Here is a 23,373-nt window from a genome sequence, read left to right as displayed (position 1 = left end):
GAAAGTCTATAGCTAGCCGATGAGCCCCGCAAAAATCACCGCCGCGGCCTTGAAATTTGGCTACCGCTGGACCGAATCGATCAGTTCCTGCAAACTCGCCACGTGGTAGCGGTCCATCACGGCCGGCAGCTGGTCGATGATGTCGACACAGGCCGTCGGGTTGCCGTACGTCGCCGCGCCGATTTGGACCGCATTGGCACCAGCCAGATAAAACTCCAACACATCTTCAGGCGTGAAGACCCCGCCAACCCCGATGATGGGTAACTGTGTGTGCCGGCGGACCTGGTGAACCATCCGCACGGCCAGCGGGTGAATCGCCTTGCCCGACAAGCCACCCGTGCCGTGAGCTAATAAAGGCTTGCGCGTAGTCAAATCATACCCCAGCCCCGTCAAGGTGTTGATCAGCGTCAAGCCGGCGGCCCCGCCTGCTTCGGCCGCCTGGGCAATCGGCACGATGTCGGTCACGTTCGGCGTCAATTTCACGAAGACCGGCTTAGTCACCGCATCCGTCACCTGTCGGGTCAACGTTTCGACCGTGTGCGGGTCCGTGCCAAAAACCAACCCGCCCCGCTCCACGTTAGGACACGAGATGTTGAGCTCTAACCACTTGACGTTGGGCGCGCTGGCCACTTGTTGGGCCACCGCAACGTATTCGGCAAACGTCGCCCCGGCGATACTGCCCATAACGGGTAAATCCGGGTAATGCGTCGCCAGCCACGGCAACTTCTCCGTCATTACCGTCGTAACGCCCGGGTTCTTCAACCCGATAGCGTTCAGCCAGCCCCCACTGGTCTGCGCTGTAGTCGGGGCTGGGTTCCCTGCCCGCGGGTCTTGAGTGGTCGACTTGATGACGAACGCGCCTAACTGGTCGAGCGCAAGATCTTGGGCCATCTCCTGACCGTACGCGGCGGTACCACTAGCTGGCATCACCGGGTTCTGCAGGGGCACCCCTGCCAGTTGGATACTTAATCGTCCCATACTTTTCCTCCTATTATTAAAGCGCCTGGGTAACAAACGAGCGCGATTCCAAGACCTGTAGAATCGCCGCGACGGTATCGAGTGCCGTGAACAACGGAATGCCGTGGGTGATCGAGGTGTTGCGAATCAACGTCCCGTCATCGGCAGCGTGTCCTGAATCGGAAATCGTGTTGATGACGACCTGAATCTCGCCAGCTTCCATTTGTTGCAAGAGGTCGTGTTCGCCGGTCGCAATCTTATCGACCGTTTGGACCGGTAGCTTGTGCTGTTGTAAGCACGCCGCGGTCCCGGGGGTCGCCAGTAACTGGTATCCCAGGTCGTGAAAGCGTTGAGCCAGTTGGACGGCTTCCGGCTTATCGGCGTCCTTGACGGTGATCAAGACGTGGCCGTGACTCGGCACGTGAAGTTTCGCCGCTTCAAATGCCTTGTAAAGGGCCTTGGCCAGAGTCCGATCACTGCCCATGACCTCACCGGTAGACTTCATTTCTGGGCCCAACAGACTGTCGACTTGGTTGAGTTTCGAAAACGAGAAGACTGGCGCCTTGACGTGAACCAATTTGCCAGGTTGGACCAAGCCGTCCTGGTAACCCTGCTCGGCCAGTGACTGGCCTAAAATCACCCGGGTAGCGACTTGAGCCATCGCGATGTTGGTGACCTTGCTCAAGAACGGCACCGTCCGGCTGGCTCGTGGGTTGACTTCAATGACGTAGACTTGCTGGTCGTGAATCACGAACTGGATGTTCATCATCCCCACGCAGTTCAAAGCCTTCGCCAGTTGCTTGGTATAGTGCACGATTTGGTCTTGGACCGCCGCCGACAACGATTGGGGCGGGTACACGGCCATCGAGTCACCGGAATGGACCCCGGCGCGTTCGATGTATTCCATGATGCCCGGAATCAACACGGTCTGGCCGTCACAAATCGCGTCGACTTCGCACTCTTGCCCGACCAGGTAACGGTCGATCAAGACTGGGTGGTCGTGCGAGACCCGCACGGCGTTATGCATATAGTGGTCGAGGTCGGCACGTTGGGTCACAATCTCCATCGCCCGACCACCCAAGACGTAACTGGGCCGCACTAACACGGGATAGCCGATTCTATCAGCAATCGCGAGGGCCGTTTGTTCATCGCTGGCCGTCGCCCCTTTGGGTTGGAGAATCTGCAGGTCTTCGATCACCTGGTTAAAGGCGTCACGATCCTCGGCGCGGTTGACGTCTGCCACGCTGGTCCCTAAGATTTTAACGCCTCGGGCAGCTAGGGGTTCTGCCAAATTGATGGCCGTTTGTCCGCCGAACTGCACGATGACGCCTGCGGGGTGTTCCAAGTCGATGACGTTCAACACGTCTTCTAAGGTCAACGGATCGAAGTATAGCTTATCGGAGATGGAAAAGTCGGTGGAGACTGTTTCGGGGTTACTGTTCATGATGATGGCTTCGTAGCCCGCCTTTTGAATCGCCTTAACCGAATGGACCGTGGCGTAATCGAACTCGACGCCTTGGCCGATGCGAATCGGACCGGACCCTAAGACTAAGACCGATGGCCGCTTCGTGACTTCACTTTCGTTTTCCGTTTCGTAAGTCGCGTAGAAGTACGGCGTCGTGGACGCAAACTCGCCCGCACAGGTGTCGACCATCTTGTAGACTGGCGCCAGGTGGTGAGCCAAACGTAACTTACGAATCTGGTCGGGCGTTTCGTACCAAAGGTCAGCCACCGTGGCGTCGGCAAAACCGTTGCGCTTGGCGGTGGTCAAGACAGCCATGTCGTTTACATGGCTGGTCAGCGCCTGCTCCAGTTCCACGATGTGCGCCAATTTGTCCAAGAATAACGGGTTGATCTGGGTGAGCGCAGTCAATTGGTCCAACGAATAGCCACGGCGCAAGGCTTCGGCCAGGTAAAACAGCCGGTCATCTTGCGCGTGGACCAGTTTATCTTCCAGCGTGGCGGTCGTGACACTTTCTAGTGCCGGTTCACTGATGTGGTGAACGCCAATCTCTAGGGAACGGACCGCCTTCAACGTTGCTTCTTCAATGTTGCGGCCAATCGCCATGACTTCACCGGTGGCCTTCATCTGGGTGCCTAGGCGCCGGTCGGCCTGGGTGAACTTGTCAAACGGCCAGCGGGGAATCTTGCAGACTACGTAGTCCAACGCCGGCTCGAACGCTGCGTAGGTGGTCCCGGTTACCGGGTTCTTAATTTCGTCAAGGTGCAGACCGACCGCAATCTTAGCGGCCATCTTCGCAATCGGATACCCGGTCGCCTTGGAGGCCAACGCCGACGAGCGACTGACCCGCGGGTTGACTTCGATGATGTAGTACTTGAAGCTCTGTGGGTCGAGGGCCAGTTGGACGTTACAGCCCCCTTCGATTTTCAGTGCGCGAATGATCTTCAACGCCGCGTCCCGTAACAGCTGAACTTCGCGGTCCGCCAAAGTTTGGACCGGCGCGTAAACGATGGAGTCCCCCGTGTGGATGCCCACCGGATCGAAGTTTTCCATGCTGCAGACCACCAGTGCGTTGTCGGCGGCATCACGCATGACTTCGAATTCGATTTCCTTGTAGCCGGCAATGCTTTGTTCAATCAAGACTTGGGTGACCGGTGATAAGGTCAACCCGTTTTCGGCAATCTGGCGCAATTCTTCAGCGTTGGCAGCAATCCCACCCCCGGTACCGCCCATGGTAAAAGCGGGCCGCACGATGACCGGGTAGCCGGTCTTGTCCGCAAACGCTAACGCGTCGTCGACGGTGTGGGCAATGCCCGAAGCCGGGACCGGTTCACCGAGTTGTTGCATCAAGTCCTTGAATTGCTCGCGGTCTTCGGCCTGGTCGATAGCGCTCAACTTGGTGCCCAGAAGCTCGATTCCCAAATCATCTAACACGTGGGCGCGCGACAATTCCATGGCCATGTTTAACCCCTGCTGGCCGCCCAACGTGGGCAAGATGGCGTCTGGGCGTTCCTTGCGCAGAATCTGCGACACGAACTCTAACGTGATGGGTTCCAGGTAAACTTTATCGGCGATTTCCTTGTCGGTCATGATGGTTGCCGGGTTCGAGTTCACCAACACCACCTGGTAGCCCAGCTCCTTCAAGGCCAAGCAGGCTTGGGTCCCCGAGTAGTCAAATTCGGCGGCTTGGCCAATGATGATGGGACCGGACCCAATCACCATAATTTTATGAATATCGGTTCGTTTGGGCATTTTAATTGCGCTCCTTTCGCTGGGCCTTGGTGGTGGTCATCAGGTCGATAAACTCGTCAAAGATATGGACCGCGTCGTGCGGACCGGGCGCGGCGTCCGGGTGGTACTGGACGGAAAACGCTGGGTACTGGGTGTGGCGCAAGCCTTCGACCGTGTCGTCGTTGATCTCTTCGTGGGTCACCTCAAGGGCCGTAGCTGCCAACGAGTCGCGAGCGACCGCGTAGCCGTGGTTCTGCGAAGTGAAGTCGATGCGGCCGGTCTGCAGGTCTCTAACCGGATGGTTGAACCCGCGGTGGCCGAATTTCATTTTAAAAGTGTCGGCCCCGTTAGCTAAGGCAAACAATTGGTGCCCCAGGCAAATCCCAAATAGTGGGACTTGTTGTTCAACGGCGCGAATCATTGGTAAGGCGCTCGGCACGTCCTTGGGGTCGCCGGGGCCGTTGGTCAACATCACGCCATCGGGATTCAACGCCATGATCTCCCCGGCCGTGGTGTTGTACGGTAACACGGTCAAATTACAGTGACGTTTCGCCAGTTCGCGTAAAATCGAGTGCTTGAGGCCAAAATCGACCACCACTACGTTCAAGCCGGTAGCGGGGTTCGGATAAGCGTTGGCCGTAGAACTCTCCGCCACCTCTAAGGGCGCGTCGGTCGCGGGCGTTTGCAAGTCGTGCACCACCTTATCGGTCACCGTGTCGACGATGGCCGCGCGCATGGCGCCTTGCGTCCGGATATGCTTGGTCACTGCGCGGGTGTCGATGTCGGTGATGCCCGGAATCTGGTTAGCCGTCAGGTAATCGGCTAACGTCTCTTGGGCCCGCCAGTTACTCGGGCGGCGCGCCACCTCGTGGACGATGACGCCCCGGCACGTGGGTTTGATAGATTCATGGTCGTCGCGGTTGACACCGTAGTTACCAATCAAGGGGTAGGTGAACATCAGGAGTTCTCCGTTATAGGATTGGTCGGTAATGGATTCTTGGTAGCCACTCATCCCCGTATTGAACACTAATTCACCGCTGGTGGCCGCACTTGCCCCGAAGCCGGTACCGGCATACACGGTGCCGTCCGCTAACACTAAGTATCGTCGCATCTTAATCTTCCTTTCTGTAAGCCACCCGGCCGCCCACTAGTGTCAGCAGGGTCGTCCCCACCACGGGCCAGCCGATAAACGGCGAGTTCTGCGCTTTGGATAACATTTGGTTGCCATCGATGACTGCCGGATGCGCTAGGTCAAAGACTGCTAGATCGGCCGGTGCCCCGACTTTGAGTTGCCCCGCCCCCGGCAAATTAAAGAGCTGGGCTGGTTTGGTGCTCATCAAATCGACCAGTTGGCCCAGCGTCAAAATTCGTGGTTGGACCAACTGGGTGTACAGGACGGCAAAGGCGGTCTCTAACCCGGTGATGCCAAACGCCGCGGTCGCCATCGAGCCCTTTTTATCGGCGCGGGTGTGCGGCGCGTGGTCAGTCGCCACCATGTCGATGGTGCCGTCCAAAACCCCGGCCAGTAATGCGGCCCGATCCCGCGGCGCGCGCAACGGCGGGTTCATCTTGAGTTGCGGGTCGTCGTGGACGATGTCCTCGTCCGTAAGCAACAGGTGGTGGGGACTGACCTCACAGGTCACGTGGATACCGGCCCGTTTGGCATCGCGGATCACGCGAACGCTTTCGGCGGTCGAGACATGACAAACGTGGTAGTGCACGCCACTGGCTTCGGCCAACATCAAGTCCCGTGCCAGTTGCGCCGATTCGGCTACGTTGGGGATACCGGGCAACCCTAAGCGTTACGCAATCGGGCCGGCATTCATCACGCCATGGGCCGTCAACGAGTCGTCTTCGACGTGGGCCGCTAGGGGCAATCCCGCCTGCGCAGCCCCACGCATGGCCTGTAGCATGGTGCCAGCCGTTTGGACGCCTGAACCGTCGTTACTGACGGCAAAGGCCCCAGCCGCTTTGACCCCAGCGAAGTCGACCAGCTCATCCCCGGTTCGATCGGTGGTAATGCTGGCGTACTGGGCGATGTGGACGTGTCCTTCGGCCTGGTTGCGGGCGACCTGTGCGGCCACCCGTTGCGGCGTATCCGGCACCGGGTCGACGTTGGGCATCGCGCCCACGGTGGTGAACCCACCTCGCGCCGCGGCCAACGTTCCGGTCGCCAGAGTTTCCTTCGCCGTGAACCCGGGGTCACGCAAATGCACGTGGACGTCGACTAAGCCGGGACTCACGAAAGCGCCCCCCACATCGAAGCGTTGGTCGATGGTACTTGCTTCGACCGCAACTTGCGGGGCGATAGCGGCGATGCGTCCCGCTTTAATCAGGATTTCCATGGACCGTAACTGCCCGTCACGCAGAATCTTAGCGTTGGTAATCAGCACTGTCGTCATGGCTAGACCTCCAACGGCGCGTGCGCCAGTAAGCCGCGGTGCGCCAGCAGTTGAGTGATCATCGCCATCCGCACGTAAACGCCGTTAGTCATTTGTTGGAAGATCCGCGATTGCGGCGCTTCGACCAGGCTGTCGGCCAGTTCGACGCCACGGTTGACCGGTGCCGGGTGCATGATGATGGCGTGAGCCGGCATCCGCTTGGCCCGTTCAACCGTCAGCCCATAGCGTTCGTGATACGCCTGTGCATCGAAGCTGACATTATTGGCCTGGGCCAAACGTTCGTGCTGGACCCGCAGCAGCATCATGACGTCCACGTCTTCCACGAGGTCGTCTAAATCACGATACTCGCCGTAAGCTGTGAAATCTTCCGTCAGCCATTCCTTGGGGCCGTTGAAGTAGACCGTCGCGCCCAGTTGCGTCAAAAGCCGCATGTTGGACCGGGCCACCCGCGAATGGTCGATGTCTCCCACGATAGCAACCTTGAGGCCGGCGAAGTGCCCGAATTCCTGGTAAATCGTCAGCATGTCCAGTAAGGATTGCGACGGGTGCTGGCCACTACCATCCCCCGCGTTGATTAGACTCAGCGTGAGATTTGCCGCCACTAACGGGTCGTAGTAGGCGTTTTGTGGGTGGCGAATCACGGCTAAATCGACGCCGATGGCCTGGACCGTCTTTAAGGTGTCGAGCAACGTTTCGCCCTTGGTCATCGAACTAGATTGGGCGTTAAAGGCCAAGGGTTGCAACCCTAAGCGCCGTTCGGCCATCTCGAAACTGGTATGCGTCCGGGTGCTATTTTCAAAAAAGAGGTTCATCGCGTAGACCGGCCGGGTGAGTTCGACCGTTTGCCCGTTTTGAAAGGCCTGGGCCTGCTTCAACAGCGCCATCATGTCTTGATTACTGAATTGATCTACACTTACCAGATTGTTTACTTGGTCCATGATTGTCGTCTCCTTTAAGTTTTCTGCCAACTGGCCGCGGTCAACCAAAATGGCCAACGACGTCCGGGCCGGACGCCCAACTGTTGTCAAGGCATCCAAGGCCGCGCGGACCGTCCGGCCAGTAAACAGCACATCATCCACTAAAATCACGTGTTGGTCGGTGATGCCGACCGGTAAATCCGTCCCGGTCACCTTGGCTGGACCGGGCACGTCGATTGTGTGCGGCCGGTCATCGCGGTACAAAGAAATGTCTAACGTTCCCACCGGTACCGTCACGTGCTCCAACTGTTGCAGTCGCGCCGCAATCCGTTGGGCTAAGTAGATTCCCCGGGTCTTGATGCCCACTAACACGAGTGAGGCCACGCCTTGATTCTGTTCGATGATCTCATAGGTCATCCGTGCCAACGCCCGGCGCATCCCTAAGGCATCCATCACGTCTCGTTCCATTCGTGTCACCTACTTTCTGTTCGTTGTCGCCAAGTCAGGGCACAAAAAAGTCCCCACACTTCGCCTGTGAAAGTGTTAGGGACTTCCTCAAAAAACACGTTCCCTTCTCAGTCTCACAGGACTAATTTAAAGGCGCTGGTTTAATTGGACTAAGTGTACCCAACTCTATCGGGGATGTCAATAGGCAATCTTTGGGTCGCCACTCACACCCCATTAGTTCGTGGTGATGTCACTGCCAAAGTACTTGACCGATAATTTTTTCAATGTCCCATCTTGACGTAACTGCTTCAATACGCGGTTGAACTTGGTCCGCAGCTTAGGATTTTTCTTATTGAACAACGCCGAAATCTTGGCCGGTGCTTGCTCCTTGTTGGTCAAAACTCGATATTTCAAGCCGTTTAAATTATTGCTCTTCTTGTAGGTCAACAGGGCTGATTCGGCGTTGATGGTCGCGTCTGCGCGCCCTTGACGTACCAGGTCCAAGGTTGACGATAACTCACCCGATGGTAAAATCTTGGCCCCAAGTTTCTTGGCCAATAGTTCGTTATCCGTCCCGGTTCCTTCGGCCAGTTTCTTGCCCTTCACGTCACTCGTTGTTTTCAAACTTGTGTTGCTCTTAGCCGTCACTAACGCGTACTTCGAATAAACGTACGGCGTGGAGAACAGGTACTGTTTCTTTCTAGCTGGGGTCTGAGTGATGTTGTTGACCACCACGTCAAACTTAGAACTGCCCAAACCGGCAACTAAACTATCCCACTTGGTCGGAACGAACTTAGTTTTCAACCCCATTTTCTTGGCGACAGCTTTAGTCAAATCCACTTCAAACCCGGTTAGTTTACCGTTCTTACGATATGAATACGGCGGATAAGTGCCTTCCAAGCCAACGGTCAACGTTTTAGACGTCTTCAACTCAGACTGATAACCACTATTGGCCGAACTTGATGACTTTGAACCGCAAGCCGTCAATAAACTCCCAACGGTCACGACCGCCAAGCCCAACGCTAACACATGCCAAATCTTTCCTCGTTTCATTTCCACACGCTCCTCACAAATTTTTAACTCATCACGTTAAGATGTTTTTCCAGTCGCAGTCAAATCCGCAAAGGTCATCGCCGAAATAAAAGCTAAAATCCGGTGATTCGTCGTGGCAAAGAAGTCCTGGCTAGACCCGTCGAATAAAATCTTCCCGTGCTCGATAAAAATGATTTTATCGGCTACCTGCCGAGCAAAAGCGAGGTTATGGGTGACGATGATCATCGATTGTTTTTCCTGCGCAATTTGGAGCAACACCTTCAGCACCCCTAGTTCCAGTTCCGGGTCCAAGGCACTGGTCGGTTCATCCAAAAAGATGTATTCCAGCTGCATCGCTAGTGACCGAGCAATGGCCACTCGTTGTGCCTGACCACCCGACAACTGATTCGGGTAACTATCGGCTTTGTCTGCCAAGCCGACCTTGGCCAACAACTGTTTGGCCGTAGTTTGGGCACTGTCCTTGGCTTGATGCCGCACGTAGATTGGCCCTTCCGTCACGTTCTTCAAGACCGACAGATGGGGAAACAGGTTATACCCTTGAAAAACCATTTCCGTTTGCCGGCGAACCTTCAAAATGGTGGCCTGCGAGACGGGCTGGCTCAAATCAATCTGAAGGCCGTCAAAGTCATACTGGCCGCTTTCGGGTCGTTCCAGAAAATTCAGAGACCGTAACAAAGTTGATTTTCCTGACCCGGACGGACCCAAAATCACCGTGGTCTGTTGTTCCGGAAAACTAGTCGTCAAACCATGCAGCACCTGTTGGGAGCCAAAACTCTTGGTCAATCCTGTAATTTTTAGCATAGCAGCCTCCTTACTTGGTCACGACATAACGCGATGTGACCTTCTCCAGGTATCCCTGTAGCCAAGTCAACACGGTACAGCAGATGGCGTAGTAGACCGCCACTAACATGTACATAATCAGGGGTTGATAGTTCTGGGCCGCAATTTGTTGGCTGACTTCGAACATTTCCACGATGGTGATCGATGCGGCCAGCGACGTGTCCTTGACCAGGCTAATGAAGCTGTTGGCCAACGGCGGTAACGAGATGCGGACGGCTTGGGGCAAGATGATCCGAAATAATGCCATGCTACGGGTCATCCCAATGGAGTACGCGGCTTCCCATTGGCCTTGATTGATGGACAAAATAGATGCCCGAATCGTTTCCGAGCAATAAGCCCCAGTATTGAGTGAAAACGTCAGAATTCCAGCGAAAACCGGGTCAAGTTGAATCCGTTGGGCGTAAAACCCTGAATTTTCAGATATGGTAAGCCAAAGTAAACGATAAACAATTGGACCAGTAACGGCGTGCTCCGAAAGACCCAAACGTAAAAGCGAAAAATCAGTTTCAAAATCAGGAAAGCGCCCCGTTTTTGGGACAAGCGAATCAGCGCGGTGAGTAATGCAATGACTAACCCAATCGCAAACGAAACCACCGCGATGGGAATCGTATAGGTCAACCCCGCTTTAATCAGTTGGGGACTAGCTGTTTGAACGATCTGCCACAAGCGCATCGCCTCCCTTAGCCTGCGTAACTTGTTCCAACCCCTGTTTCAAATCGGCAATCAAATCGCTGGCGTCTTCCAACCCCACTGACAACCGAACCAGCTGGTGGGTGATGCCCGCCGCTACTTGTTCATCGGGGGACAGTTCCGCGTGCGTCATCTTGTACGGTAGCTCAATCAAACTTTCCACGGCGCCTAAGCTTTCCGCCAGTAAAATCAACTTAAGACTCTCCACAAACTTGATGCTGTCAAGACCGGGCGCTAAGTCGAAGGAGACCACGCCACCGTAACCATCCGTTTCCGCCGTGGCGATTTGATGGTCCAACGTGCCGTCCAAACCGGGGTAGTAGACCTTGCTGATCTCGTCACGGGAATCTAAAAATTCCGCAATCTTTTGGGCATTGCTAAGGTGCCGGTCCATCCGCACGGCCAGCGTTTGAATCCCGCGCCGGACCAAGTTCGCGTCCTCCGGGGATAAGACCCCACCGATACCGTTTTGGTTGAAGTAAATAGCGTCACCCAACTCGGTGGTCTTGGTGACCACTAATCCGGCAATGACGTCGGAATGGCCGCCTAAGTACTTGGTCGCCGAATGCAAGACGATGTCGGCGCCTAAATCTAAGGGGCGTTGTAAGTATGGGGTCAAGAAGGTGTTATCCACGATGGTCAAAATATCGTGGGCCCGGGCTACCGCCGCTACAGCCTTCACGCTGGTGACCTTCAGCAACGGGTTGGAGACCGGTTCGAAATAAATCGCCTTGGTGTTGGGCCGAATCGCCGCCTTGATGGCGTCTAAGTCTTGAGTATCCACCGCGGTGAAATCGAGTTGCCAGCGTTTAAAGAACTCGTTGATCAGCCGGAAAGTCCCGCCGTAAATGGTGTCGGCCACGATGATGTGATCGCCGGGCTTAAAGATAGCCAGGACCGCGTGAATGGCGGCCATCCCCGACGAAAAGGCAAACCCGCGCGCCCCGTTTTCCAGGTCAGCAATCTGGTCTTCCAAATACCCCCGCGTGGGGTTCCCTGACCGGGAATAGTCCCAGTTCAACGTGGCTTCCACGCTGGGGAACTTGTAGGTCGACGAGGTGTAAATCGGCACGTTCACCGCACCGGTGCTGTTGTCGTGTTGGTCTTGGCCGTGAATCAATTTCGTGTTGAATTTTGTCATGCTAAACTTCCTCTCAAATGGTGTTTTTCAGTTGCGACTTACGCTTGGGCGCCCCAAACTTTCTTGGCGGTTTTAACGGTCAACGTGACCTTGCGCCACTGGTCGTTGGCACTCAGGTGATTGCCCTCTTCCGTGGAGGCAAACCCACACTGTGGTGACAACCCTAATTGGTCTAACGGCACATACTGGCTGGCTTGTTTAAGACGGGTGGTCAAGGTCGCGGCGGCTTCCAATTCTGGCTTTTTGGTGGTAATCAAGCCTAAGATGATTCGCTGGTCCCGTCCGTTAGCCGCAATCTTAGCTAACGGTTCAAACCCGCCGGAGCGTTCGTCGTCGTATTCCAAAAAGTAGCCATCGATATGCAACTGCGCCAGGTAGTCGGCGACCGGATCATAGGCGCCGGCCCCCGCCCAATTGGAATCGTAGTTGCCCCGACAGACGTGCATGGTCAGCGTCAAGTCGTCCGGCTTGTTGTCGGCAATCGCGTTGATGGCTTTGACCGCCGCTTCACACAGGGGCTTTAATTCCGGTTTGATGACTTTATCGGAAAAGCTGGCCCACATCCCCCAGGAGGTGTCGTCGAGTTGGAGATAGCGACAACCCAAGTCATAAAAGTGTTGGACGGTGTCCTGGTAGGCTTTGATCTCATCGGCTAAGAAGGCGTCGAAATCATGGTCATAGTACTCGTCAAAGATTTCGGCCGCTTCGTTGGGGAATAGTACTGACGGACTCGGAATCGTTTGTTTGGCTGTAATGCCTTGGGGCACGATGCCGTTCAGGTAGGTGAAGGCCTGGAAAAACGGGTGGTCGGGGTTGTATTGCAAGGGGCCGGTAATCCGAATACCGCCCTTACGCGTTTCCTGGCCATTAAAGATGAACCCGTGCGCCGGGGTAAAGAACTCGGCCCCGGTCAACCCGGCCAGAAAGTCCAGATGCCACCAGCTCCGCCGCAACTCGCCATCGGTCACGTCCTTTAAGCCCAGGTCGATTTCCTTGCTGACTAACCGTTCGACTTCTTGGTCCTCCACTTGGGTTAACCCGACGCGGTCTAAGTCCCCCGCCTGGTAAGCGGCACGCGCCCGCTTGAGGCGTTCGGGGCGTAAGAAGCTCCCCACAATATCGAAACGGTTAGGAAATTTTATTTGGGTCTGTACAGTCATGATGCAACATCCTCCTTTTTGATGATCAAGCCATAAAAAAACGCCCTTGACTATGACTAGTCAAGGGCGAACGATTGTCGCGGTACCACCTTAATTCTTACCCGGCTCACACCGGATAACTTACAAAGTACAACGTGAGTTATACTCGGGTTGGATAATGGGAACCAGGCCAAGACCGCCTCACCGCAAGGGCTCAACGACCTATCGCTCAAAGACCATTCTTCACCCTGACGACATCACCCAGTTCCATCACCCCTGGGCTCTCTTGGCATGCCGGCCAGTGCTACTCATCTTTTCACCGCGAACTATCATTCAATTTTCATTGCTATCTCATTTGAATGTCATCAATTTAAAACTTATTCGCGAACTTGTCAAGCCGTGCCACAAAAAACACCGTCCCTTGCAAGCTCATTTTCTCGCGCTCCTCGCTCGCCAACACTCACGTTAGGCCCCATTAAAAATATTTTTATTTTTGGCGATTCAACACTGGCTGAGCGGTCGGCCCATTATTACTATCTGGTCGTCACTAATCTCTAAACCATCAGGTCACCTAGTTCGTCTAAATTTCACGAAAAAAAGCTTCAATTCAGCAATGAATTGAAGCTTTATCAGCATCTTTAATAATATTTATCTCACGACTGAACTCTACTCGTCCGTAACCTCCGCCTGCCGCATAATCCGACTGACCGTCGCAATGTCGTGCGGCGTCGTCCGGCAGCAGCCACCGACGATTTGTGCGCCATTGGCCAACCAATCCCCGACGTAATCATCGAACTGGTGACTGCGAGCGGTCCGTTGCCAGGTCTTGGTCGTAGGGTCGTACTGGTCGCCCGAATTCGGGTACACGATCAGTGGCAAATCAACAGCTGAAGCCAGCGTTTTGAGGGCGGGCGTAATGTTTTCCAAAGCCGTACAGTTGACACCGACCGCCACCGCGTTGAGTTGCTGGGCGACCCACTGCGCCGCCTCAGCCAGTGGCGTCCCATCACACAGCGTTTGCGGGTCGGCAATGCTGAAGCTGACCCAGAACTTTTGTTGCGGGTGTGTCTTAGTCAGCAGATCAACTAACGCTTGGACCTCTTCTAGTTTCGGCATGGTTTCCAAGGCCATCAAATCGACCCCGACCCCCGTGATCAAATCAAGGCGTTCGCGATGAAACTCCTGGTAGGCCGCCGGTTCCAAATGGTACTTGCCAGTGTACTCACTGCCATCTGCCAGATAAGCCCCGTAGGACCCGATACTGCCAGCAATTACAGCCTGAAATCCAGGGTGACTAGCCGCGTAATCGGCCCGGGCGTCCTTAGCAATCTGGACCGCCTGTTGAATCAACTGCCGCGCTTTTTTGGCGGCAATGCCCGCCTTCACGAAGGCCGGTACGTTGGCCTGATAAGTATTAGTAATCGCAATCTGGGCACCGGCCGCAAAATAACTTTGATGGACCGCCGCAATCGCGTCTGGGTGGTCGAGCATTGCCGTGGCCGACCATAACGCGCTATCGGTCGCTACGCCGCGCTTTTCGAGTTCCGTGGCCATCGCGCCGTCTAAGACGACCGGGCCTTGATCCAATAAAGTTTTCAGTGTTAAATCCTGCATTTAAATTTCCTCTCTACCTGTGACTTATGTTATTCTTATAGCATTGTCGATTTCCTCATTCTATTTTAATCATCTTAGGCTAATCAACGAAATCTTGCAAGTAAGGAAGGCCTTTGTACCATGTCAAAAGAAACCCATTTAAACCGCCAAATGGAGCCCCGTCACGTGTTGATGATCTCCTTAGGTGGGGTAATCGGGACGGGACTGTTTTTAAGTTCCGGTTATACGATTCATCAGGCCGGCCCGATTGGGACCCTGATTGCCTACACGGTCGGTGCCCTACTGGTCTACCTCGTGATGCTATGTCTGGGTGAGCTGGCCGTTGCGATGCCCTACACCGGGGCATTTCACGTTTATGCCAAGCGCTACATCGGACCGGGGACCGGCTTTACGGTCGCGATCCTCTACTGGCTGACCTGGACGATTGCCCTAGGGTCGGAATTCACCGCAGCTGGACTGATCATGCAAAACTGGTTCCCGCACGTGGCGACCTGGATCTGGAGCCTGCTGTTCATGGTCGTCATCTTCACCGTTAACGCGCTATCGGTCCGCTGGTTTGCCGAAGCAGAATTTTGGTTTGCCAGCATCAAAGTCATCGCCATCGTCGCGTTCATTATTCTGGGCGGGTTGGCGATGGTCGGCCTACTGCCGCTACACGGCCACAGCAGTGCGCCGTTTCTGACTAACTATTACGCGCACGGCTGGTTCCCCAACGGTTTTGGCGGTGTCTTCACCACGATGTTGACCGTGAACTTTGCCTTTTCGGGGACCGAACTGATCGGCATCACGGCCGGTGAGGCCAAGAACCCCGCTAAGACGATTCCAACGGCCATCCGCACCACGCTCTGGCGGCTCATCATTTTCTTCGTCGGCAGTATGTTCGTCATGGCCGCTTTGATTCCGTACAAACAGGCCGGTGTCACGCAAAGTCCGTTCGTGCTGGTCTTTAAATCGATTGGGATTCCCTACGCGGCCGACCTCATGAACTTCGTGGTGTTAACGGCCATCATGTCGGCCGCTAATTCCGGGCTGTACGCCTCCACGCGGATGCTCTGGTCACTGGCCAATGAACACACGATTCCGGCAGTCTTCAAAAAGACGACCCGGCGTGGGGTCCCACTGATTGCGTTGATTACCAGTATGCTGGGCGGGATTTTGGCCCTGTTGTCTAGTATTTACGCGGCCGGTTCGGTCTACCTGGTCCTGGTTTCCATCTCGGGATTGGCCGTTGTACTAGTCTGGATGGCCATCGCGCTATCCGAGATCAACTTCCGCAAGGCCTACCTTAAAAGCGGGCACTCACTGGACGAGTTGGCATACAAAACGCCTGGTTACCCACTGATTCCCTGGCTCGCCTTTATTTTGAGTGGTCTGTCCTGCCTGCTGATCTGGTTCGATCCCAATCAACGAATCGCTTTGTACTACACGATTCCATTCGTGGTCCTCTGTTATCTGGGCTACTACGTGAGTCAACACCTCAAAAAGCACCGGGCTAATCATTAACGCCATCTATAAGCCCAGGTTCGTTTCCCGCCCGCGGAAGCAACCTGGGCTTTTTGTTGTTCCCGCTCTTAGCAGGCGAGTCCTGTTGCATCGCCAATTGCCTACAACTAGTTTTACATGACTTGATGGCACAAAAAAAGCCACCAGCAAAAGCTGATGACCTCTAAAATTCGGTTTAGTTGTTGGTAAGACCATACTTCTTGTTGAACCGGTCGACCGCACCATCGGCTTGAGTAAACTTTTGCTTACCCGTGTAGAATGGATGTGAGTCAGACGTTACTTCAACCCGAATCAATGGGTAGGTGTTGCCATCTTCCCATTCGATGGTTTCGTCAGAAGTTGCCGTTGAACCAGAAATGAACTTGAAACCAGTACTGGAATCTTGGAAGACAACTTGGTGGTAATCTGGATGGATACCTGTTTTCATAATAAATACGCTCCTTTTGCCCTGACCCCTCTATGGACCAGAGATTGATTTTAATCGTCAACCGTCACATTATAGCATGAAACGGTGTCCTCATCAATGTTAATCTTGAACGTCTTCGACTAAGGCTGCGACACTAATACTCACACTAGCATTCAGCCCCGTTAATTTCTCAACGATGCGGTCATACCCGCGCAAAATGTTGTCAGCATTGTCGATGACCGTGGTACCTTGCGCCATCAAACCGGCGATAACCAACGCGGCACCCGCCCGGATTTCACCGGCTTGGACTTCGCTACCCTCTAACTTGCTGGATGGATCCACGATAATCATATCGTTTTCCGAGCGAATGTGAGCCCCCATCTTCCGCAACTCGGCAATGTGCTTGATGCGCTTGGGGTAAATCGTATCAATCACGGTACTGCTCCCCTGCGCACACATCAACAGCGGTGTCAGTGGCTGTTGCAAATCCGTCGCAAACCCCGGGAAGGGCATGGTCTTGACCTTAATCGCCTTTAAGTGCTCAGTATGGGGCACGAAAATACTGTCTTCGCCAATCTCTAAGTTTACGCCCATCTCGATCATCTTCGCCGTAAAGGCTTCTAGGTGTTCGGGAATGACGTTCTTGATGACCACCCCGTCACCGACGGCCGCAGCCATCGACAAATAGGTCCCGGCTTCAATCCGGTCCGGAATGATGGTGTGGGTATTCATCGCCCGCAACGTGCTGACCCCTTCGAGGCGAATCACATCGGTCCCGGCGCCCCGCACGTGAGCACCCATGTTGTTCAAAAACGTGGCTAAGTCAATAATTTCGGGTTCTTTGGCGGCATTTTCAATCACCGTGGTGCCCTCAGCCTTAACGGCGGCCAGAATTGAATTGATAGTGGCCCCCACAGAAACCACGTCTAAAAAGACGCGGGCCCCGTGCAAACCTGCCGGACCCGTGGTAATGTGCACCGTATTATCTCGCTCGCTAACCGTGGCGCCCAACGCCTTGAAGGCCTTGATGTGCTGGTCGATTGGCCGGGGACCGATGTTATCACCGCCGGGGAAACTTAACGTTGCGCGTTGGAACCGGCCCAACAATGAGCCCATGAAGTAATAGGACGCGCGCAAACTTTTAATGGCTTTACTAGGAAGTGGGGCCTCCACGATTTCCGTTGGATCAATGGTCAAGACCCCATCTTGGAACGTCGAATGGACGTTCATCGATTTTAAAATCAGCATCAGGTTGTGCACATCCAGGATATCCGGAACCATGTCGAAACGAACCGGCGTGTCCGCTAGAATCGCGGCCGGGATAAGTGCGACTGTGCTGTTTTTGGCACCGCCAATGGTCACCTCACCGGTTAACCGTTGGCCGCCGTGTATAATCATTTTTTTCATCGTGATGCGATCCTCGCTTAAATTTATCTCTCATAGATGACTCCATTACAGTCAGCTTTAATGATAAATAATGCGCGGCAAAAAGACAACCGTTTCCAGGGATTTCAGCAAAATTGTAATATATTGACGCTAGAAAACGCTCCCTAACCGGCTAAAAATCATGTAAAGCGATTCCATGGGTCCACTAAATGGCAACTTCATGAGAAAGACATGAGAAGCCTTGGCCGTTACCATGGGCTTTAAAGGCACAAACGAGCCGAGAAGTAACTTCTCGGCTCGTCGTGACTTCAGTTAGTTTATCTTGAGACAGGTTAGTTTTTGGCCGTTTGGCTGGCAACTGCGACAAAGTCACGGAACAAGCCTTCTGGTCGGTTCGGCCGGGAGAGGAATTCGGGGTGGTATTGTGCCGCCACGAAGAACTTCTTGTTCGGCAGTTCGATGACTTCGACCAAGTGGTCGTCCGGTGAAGTTCCGGAGAAGACCAGGCCCTTAGCGGCCATTTCTGCGCGGTACTGGTTATTGAATTCGTACCGGTGCCGGTGCCGTTCCTGGATGATGTCCTGGTTGTCGTAAGCCGCGGCCGCGACACTACCCGGCTTTAACTTGCACGGGTACAGGCCCAACCGTTGGGTTCCACCCATCTCGTGGACGTCGGCTTGATCAGCCATCAGGTCAATAATCTTGTGTTGCGTATCGGGGTCCATTTCCGTCGAGTTGGCGTCCTTATAACCTAGGACGTCGCGGGCAAATTCGATGCTAGCCACCTGCATCCCCAGGCAAATCCCTAAGAATGGCACATCCTGTTCACGGGCGTAACGAATGGCCGTGATCATGCCTTCGATGCCCCGGTCACCGAAGCCACCAGGGACGATGATACCATCGACGTTACCCAACAGGTCGGCCACGTTGTCTGGCGTAATCTTTTCGGCGTCGATCATGTCTAAGTCAATCTTGGCATCGACCGGGTAACCGGCGTGTTGTAAGGCTTCGTCCACCGAAATGTAGGCGTCATGTAAGGCCACGTACTTGCCGACCAAGGCAATCTTGATGGTCCGCTTCAAGTTCTGCATGTGGTCCACCATCTTGGACCAATCTTGCATGTCCGCCTTAGGTGCGTTGACCTTGAAGTGGTCCAAGACCAACTGGTCAAAGCCCTGTTCCTGTAAGCGCAACGGAATCGAGTAAATCGTCGGCACGTCCCGCGATTCGACCACGGCCGAAGGCTTCACATCACAGAATAACGCAATCTTTTGACGCATGGCATCGGTGATGGGTTGTTCTGTCCGCACGACCAAGATATTAGGTTGAATCCCAATGCTACGCAGTTCCCGGACGGAATGTTGCGTTGGCTTGGTCTTCATTTCATGAGCAGCCTTTAAGTACGGGACCAACGTGGTGTGGATGTAGACCACGTTTTCATCGCCGACTTCACTCTTCATCTGCCGAATGGCTTCCAGGAAGGGTTGGGATTCGATGTCCCCGACGGTCCCACCAATTTCGGTAATCACAAAGTCTGCACCGAGCGTTTTGCCGGCCCGCATGATTTTTTCCTTGATCATCCCCGTGATGTGTGGGATGACTTGGACCGTGGCGCCTAAGTAGTCGCCCCGGCGTTCCTTTTCCAAGACTTCCGAATAAATCTTACCAGTCGTGACGTTTGAGTATTTGTTCAAATCATTGTCGATGAACCGTTCGTAATGACCTAAGTCTAGATCCGTTTCGGTCCCATCATCGGTAACGAAGACTTCCCCGTGTTGGTACGGGTTCATCGTTCCTGGGTCCACGTTGATGTAAGGATCAAATTTCTGAATGGTTACGTTCAGGCCCCGGTTCTTCAACAGTCGGCCTAATGAAGCCGCCACGATTCCCTTGCCTAATGATGAAACCACGCCGCCAGTCACAAAAATATATTTGGTCATTGTCTAGCTCCCTTGTAAGATTATTTAGGGTCGTCTACGGTTGAAACAAATAAAAAGCTCCCTATTCGTTGGAATAGGGAGATAACCGTTCAGTTGTCCTTACTACAAGTAGCAAGGAGCCCAAAAAACATAGTACCTGCTTTTTTGACTTAAGTCAAGGCTAAATCCACAACTTACTTGTTGGAATCGTCGTCTTCCTCGTCGTCATCATCATCGGCTTCGTCGTCATCGGCGGAGAAATCTAAATTGTCGGTTTCTTCATCGTCAGGCGCATCCATCTGGGATAACTGATCTTCGATACCGTCCGGAATCTCTTCCGTCCCGTCTTCTTCATCATCGTTTTCCAGACCTAAGCCGTTCTGTAACTTGTCCAACGAAGCCGCGCCGTTGCCAGTCGCATCGTCGTCATCGTCATCGTTGGCGTAAGTCGCATCCGTATCATCTTCGGGATCATCGTCATCGTAATCGATCACGTCATCGTCGTCGGTGGTATCGGCTAAGAAGGCGTTGACCTTCTTGCGCTTCTTACGTTTTGGTTGGTCCTCGTCATCTTCGGCGTGGACCGTCGCTTCATCGATGGATTCGAACGGATACCAAGTTCGCAGTCCCCAAAGGTTATCACCCAGAGAAATGAAACTACCATCAACGTTCAAATCCGTATAGAATTGGGATAGCCGTTCCCGAATCACCTTATCGCTGTCGCCCAAGTACGTTTGGACGGCGTTAGCTAAATCAGCAAACGCCATCACGTCGCCGTGTTGCGATAAAATGGCGTGAGCAACCTCGATCATTGATAATTCACTTTTGTTCTGGCCCTCAAAGACTTTTAATTCCAAACCGGTGCACGTCCTTTCCACAGTCTACGAAACATAATACTCGCTTACGCCGTAAATTGCAATCTAATCTTGTAGTTTCCGACTAATTGTTCGCCCGCATAGAGGAGATAGTCAATTTTAATGTTCCCGCTGAAGGGCCGTTCCTGAAAATCGGCTTCCAAATACGGGGTCACCGTCTCGATGGGCATGATGCCATACGGGGTCCGGTACCGCGCCGTCACGCGCTTGCCACTGACAAAGTGGAGCCGTAATTCGGCTTCGGCGTTACGGGTCAGGTGAATCTTACCGTCGGGAGTGAACTTCATGGTCACCGGCGTTTGTTTGCCCGTTTCTTGATTGGGTTCCAAATACCGCAGATACATGTTGGCACCCACTTGTACCAGTTGACCGTCCACGTCTAAGCGGTAATCCGAGACATCCTGGTCCTGTTTAATGTGGGTTTCCAAGTGAATGGCGACTGGAACGCCCGCTGAAAGTTGCTCCATCATCGGTCCTTCCTTTCTATTACTCATATCAAGTTCAATTATAGTTCATTTAGTGGTAAAAACCTACAAATTCCCTTTTTCATTTTATGAGCTTTCATTCCCCTGGTATGACGGTGAAAGCCGACCCCACCAAAGCTACCGTCCGGCCTGACGGCGCGCTTGATTTCTAGTATAATAAGAAGATAGAGATTTTCAGGAAAGAAGGCCCGTGTCATGTCCGCTTTGACGTTTTCGGCGAACGCCCTCCAAACGGTGACCACGCCAATCTCCGCTCGCCAAAAGAACCAAGCGTTCGGCTACACCAACGCCCTGCTCGACTTTGTTACCGAACTGGGGCAACCCATCCTACACTTCTGGCAGATGCCCCCGACCGTCATCTTAGGCTTGAAAGATCAGCGTCTGCCTGACCTGGCCGCCGCCATTCGTCAAGTCCAGGGTCACGGGTACAACTGGGTGTTGCGTAACTCCGGTGGCCTGGCTGTGATTGCGGATGAGGGCGTCCTCAACGTGTCGCTGTTCAGTCCGCTGACCACCCCACCGATCAGTGTCGACGCCGCTTACGCGCAGATGTTGGCCTTGGTCCAAGCAGCCTGGCCCGAACTGACCATCACGGCCGGGGAAATCACCCGCTCGTATTGCCCGGGCGATTACGATCTGAGCGTCGCCGGGCAAAAAATCGCCGGTATCTCACAGCGCCGCAACGCCCACGCGCTGGTCACCATGCTCTACCTCAGTGTGACCGGTGATCAACCCAGTCGGGGCCGAGCCATCCAGGACTTTTACCGTGCCGGCTTGGCCGGTCAGCCCAACCAGTGGCACTTTCCAAACGTCGACCCGGCCAGCATGACCACCACGGCCGCTTTGCTGGGGCAACCCGTGACCTTAGCGGACGCGCAACACCGCTTCATCCAGGCTTGTGAGCAAGCCGGCGTTCGGGTCGGGCGCGCCAAATTAGCAAGTCTGTTAACACAACCCCGCTTCACCACAGCGCTGGCCCACGCCACGGCCCAAATGGCCCGGCGCCAACCCCGCCTAAATCTGTAAGGAGGTCTTCACTTTGTCCTACGCTACCGCTTTGTTGCCCCACGAAAAGGTGCTGCGCGATCCCGTTCACAATTATATTTATGTCCGTCACCAGGTCATCTTAGACCTCATCAACACCCGTGAATTTCAACGGCTCCGGCGCATCAAACAACTGGGGACGGCATCCTTGGTCTTTCACGGGGCGGAACACAACCGCTTCGCCCATTGCCTGGGCGTGTACGAAATCACCCGGCAGATCTGCGATAACTTTCAACGCAACTACCCGACGACTACCCCAGGAGATGGCGGCTGGGACGACCGCGAACGCCTGACCGCGTTGTGTGCGGCCTTGCTCCACGATATCGGTCACGGCCCGTACTCGCACACCTTCGAGCACATCTTCCACACCGACCACGAGGCCATCACGGCGGAGATTCTCACGTCACCGACCACCGAGGTCAATCAGGTCTTGCGCAAAGTCAGCCCGACCTTTCCGGCAGAAGTCGCCAGCGTGATTCAAAAGACCTACCCGAATCCCCAGGTGGTCCAGATGATTTCCAGTCAAATCGATGCGGACCGGATGGACTACCTCTTGCGTGACGCCTACTACACTGGCACCCAATACGGAACCTTCGATTTAACCCGGATTTTGCGGGTCATGCGGCCGTACCGTGGCGGGATTGCCTTTGCCATGAACGGGATGCACGCGGTCGAAGACTACGTGATGAGTCGCTTTCAGATGTATCAGCAAATCTACTTTCACCCGGTCTCCCGGGCCATGGAAGTCATCTTGGACCATTTGTTGGCCCGGGCCAACTACTTGTACCAGAGCGGCCAAAGTGACGACAGCTTCGTTCCACACCTCTTGTTGCCCTTTTTCAACCACCAGTTCGACCTGCAGGACTACCTGTACCTCGACGACGGTGTTTTGACCACCTACTTTACGCACTGGCGCCAGTCGCCCGACGACATCTTAGCCGACCTGGCCCACCGTTTCTTGGACCGTAAGCCCCTGAAGAGCGTCGCTTACACGCCCGAGACCAAGCCACTGATTGCCCCTTTGCGCCAATTGATTGCATCGGCGGGCTTCAACACCGACTATTACACGGCGACGGACAACAGCTACGACCTGCCTTATGACGACGCTTACGACCCTAAAGTGGCCCACCCGTTGACCCAAATCGAGATTCAACAACCCGATGGCTCGTTGCTTGAACTGTCCACGGTCTCGGACTTGGTCAATGCCTTACGGGGCAAGTTCTCCGGTGACCAGCGGTTCTTCTTCCCCAAGGAGATGCTGATGCCGGACCAAAGCGCGCCGGAACTCTTCCAGCCCATCTACGACGATTTCAGTCGCTATATCCAGAACAACCAATTGATTCAACCAAAGGAGAACTAAAC

17 protein-coding genes and 3 pseudogenes are annotated in these 23,373 nt (G+C 54.4%); 3 read left to right on the top strand and 17 right to left on the bottom strand.

Features of this window, described 5'->3' with window-relative positions; all coding sequences use genetic code 11:
- Positions 1–60: 60 nt before the first annotated feature.
- From H3M12_RS05630 to mmuM, 12 genes and pseudogenes are all read right to left on the bottom strand, one after another.
- Entirely contained in the window at positions 61–978 is a 918-nt protein-coding gene (locus H3M12_RS05630) for a dihydroorotate dehydrogenase (RefSeq protein ID WP_182151030.1), read from the bottom strand.
- A 16-nt stretch (positions 979–994) separates the two neighbouring features.
- Positions 995–4,171, bottom strand: a complete 3,177-nt coding sequence (gene carB, locus H3M12_RS05625; RefSeq protein ID WP_182151029.1) for a carbamoyl-phosphate synthase large subunit — start codon at positions 4,169–4,171, stop codon at positions 995–997.
- A gap of 1 nt (position 4,172) precedes the next feature.
- A complete protein-coding gene (locus H3M12_RS05620; RefSeq protein ID WP_129032683.1) occupies positions 4,173–5,261 on the bottom strand; it encodes a carbamoyl phosphate synthase small subunit in 1,089 nt (362 codons plus the stop codon).
- 1 nt (position 5,262) lies between these two features.
- Positions 5,263–6,552, bottom strand: a pseudogene (locus tag H3M12_RS05615) (dihydroorotase).
- A 2-nt stretch (positions 6,553–6,554) separates the two neighbouring features.
- The gene (locus tag H3M12_RS05610; RefSeq protein WP_233449235.1) at positions 6,555–7,490 is read right to left on the bottom strand and encodes an aspartate carbamoyltransferase catalytic subunit; all 936 of its coding nucleotides are present in this window, start codon (positions 7,488–7,490) and stop codon (positions 6,555–6,557) included.
- 69 nt (positions 7,491–7,559) lie between these two features.
- Positions 7,560–7,886 (bottom strand): annotated as a pseudogene (locus tag H3M12_RS12875) (bifunctional pyr operon transcriptional regulator/uracil phosphoribosyltransferase PyrR); the annotation flags it as partial.
- 264 nt (positions 7,887–8,150) lie between these two features.
- Complete coding sequence (locus tag H3M12_RS05605) at positions 8,151–8,969, bottom strand: transporter substrate-binding domain-containing protein (protein ID WP_129032685.1); 819 nt, start codon at positions 8,967–8,969, stop codon at positions 8,151–8,153.
- Between the two features lie 36 nt (positions 8,970–9,005).
- Positions 9,006–9,770: an amino acid ABC transporter ATP-binding protein gene (locus H3M12_RS05600; RefSeq protein WP_129032686.1), complete on the bottom strand. Its 765-nt coding sequence runs from the start codon at positions 9,768–9,770 to the stop codon at positions 9,006–9,008.
- 10 nt (positions 9,771–9,780) lie between these two features.
- A pseudogene (locus H3M12_RS05595) lies at positions 9,781–10,475 on the bottom strand (amino acid ABC transporter permease).
- Positions 10,450–11,640 carry a trans-sulfuration enzyme family protein gene (locus tag H3M12_RS05590; RefSeq protein ID WP_129032688.1) on the bottom strand — a complete coding sequence of 397 codons (1,191 nt, stop codon included), beginning with the start codon at positions 11,638–11,640 and terminating at the stop codon, positions 10,450–10,452. Before H3M12_RS05590 ends, H3M12_RS05595 begins: the two are co-directional and overlap by 26 nt.
- Before the next feature lie 38 nt (positions 11,641–11,678).
- Positions 11,679–12,800, bottom strand: a complete 1,122-nt coding sequence (locus tag H3M12_RS05585; RefSeq protein WP_129032689.1) for a 5-methyltetrahydropteroyltriglutamate--homocysteine S-methyltransferase — start codon at positions 12,798–12,800, stop codon at positions 11,679–11,681.
- A 645-nt stretch (positions 12,801–13,445) separates the two neighbouring features.
- Positions 13,446–14,393 (bottom strand): homocysteine S-methyltransferase, encoded by a 948-nt coding sequence (mmuM, locus tag H3M12_RS05580; protein WP_129032690.1) that lies wholly within the window; start codon positions 14,391–14,393, stop codon positions 13,446–13,448.
- A gap of 120 nt (positions 14,394–14,513) precedes the next feature.
- On the opposite strand from mmuM, the gene H3M12_RS05575 reads away from it, so the two are divergent.
- A complete protein-coding gene (locus H3M12_RS05575; RefSeq protein ID WP_129032691.1) occupies positions 14,514–15,896 on the top strand; it encodes an amino acid permease in 1,383 nt (460 codons plus the stop codon).
- Positions 15,897–16,071: 175 nt separating this feature from the next.
- On the opposite strand, the gene H3M12_RS05570 is transcribed toward H3M12_RS05575, so the two are convergent.
- The 5 genes from H3M12_RS05570 to H3M12_RS05550 form a co-directional block, all read right to left on the bottom strand.
- Positions 16,072–16,323 carry a type B 50S ribosomal protein L31 gene (locus tag H3M12_RS05570; protein ID WP_129032692.1) on the bottom strand — a complete coding sequence of 84 codons (252 nt, stop codon included), beginning with the start codon at positions 16,321–16,323 and terminating at the stop codon, positions 16,072–16,074.
- Between the two features lie 99 nt (positions 16,324–16,422).
- Complete coding sequence (locus H3M12_RS05565; protein ID WP_129032693.1) at positions 16,423–17,709, bottom strand: UDP-N-acetylglucosamine 1-carboxyvinyltransferase; 1,287 nt, start codon at positions 17,707–17,709, stop codon at positions 16,423–16,425.
- Positions 17,710–18,020: 311 nt separating this feature from the next.
- On the bottom strand, positions 18,021–19,628 hold the full coding sequence (locus H3M12_RS05560; RefSeq protein ID WP_129032694.1) for a CTP synthase: 1,608 nt from the start codon (positions 19,626–19,628) through the stop codon (positions 18,021–18,023).
- A gap of 173 nt (positions 19,629–19,801) precedes the next feature.
- A complete protein-coding gene (gene rpoE / locus H3M12_RS05555; protein ID WP_129032695.1) occupies positions 19,802–20,464 on the bottom strand; it encodes a DNA-directed RNA polymerase subunit delta in 663 nt (220 codons plus the stop codon).
- Positions 20,465–20,508: 44 nt separating this feature from the next.
- A complete protein-coding gene (locus H3M12_RS05550) occupies positions 20,509–20,949 on the bottom strand; it encodes a DUF1934 domain-containing protein (RefSeq protein ID WP_182151053.1) in 441 nt (146 codons plus the stop codon).
- A gap of 213 nt (positions 20,950–21,162) precedes the next feature.
- Between H3M12_RS05550 and H3M12_RS05545 the strand changes: the two genes are divergently transcribed.
- The gene (locus tag H3M12_RS05545; protein ID WP_129032697.1) at positions 21,163–21,993 is read left to right on the top strand and encodes a lipoate--protein ligase family protein; all 831 of its coding nucleotides are present in this window, start codon (positions 21,163–21,165) and stop codon (positions 21,991–21,993) included.
- A gap of 13 nt (positions 21,994–22,006) precedes the next feature.
- The gene (locus H3M12_RS05540) at positions 22,007–23,371 is read left to right on the top strand and encodes an HD domain-containing protein (protein ID WP_129032698.1); all 1,365 of its coding nucleotides are present in this window, start codon (positions 22,007–22,009) and stop codon (positions 23,369–23,371) included.
- Positions 23,372–23,373 lie beyond the last annotated feature (2 nt).

The sequence above is a fragment of the Levilactobacillus suantsaii genome, assembly GCF_014069315.1.
GTDB classification, from domain to species: Bacteria; Bacillota; Bacilli; order Lactobacillales; family Lactobacillaceae; genus Levilactobacillus; species Levilactobacillus suantsaii.
This window is presented reverse-complemented; position numbering and strand designations above follow the sequence as displayed.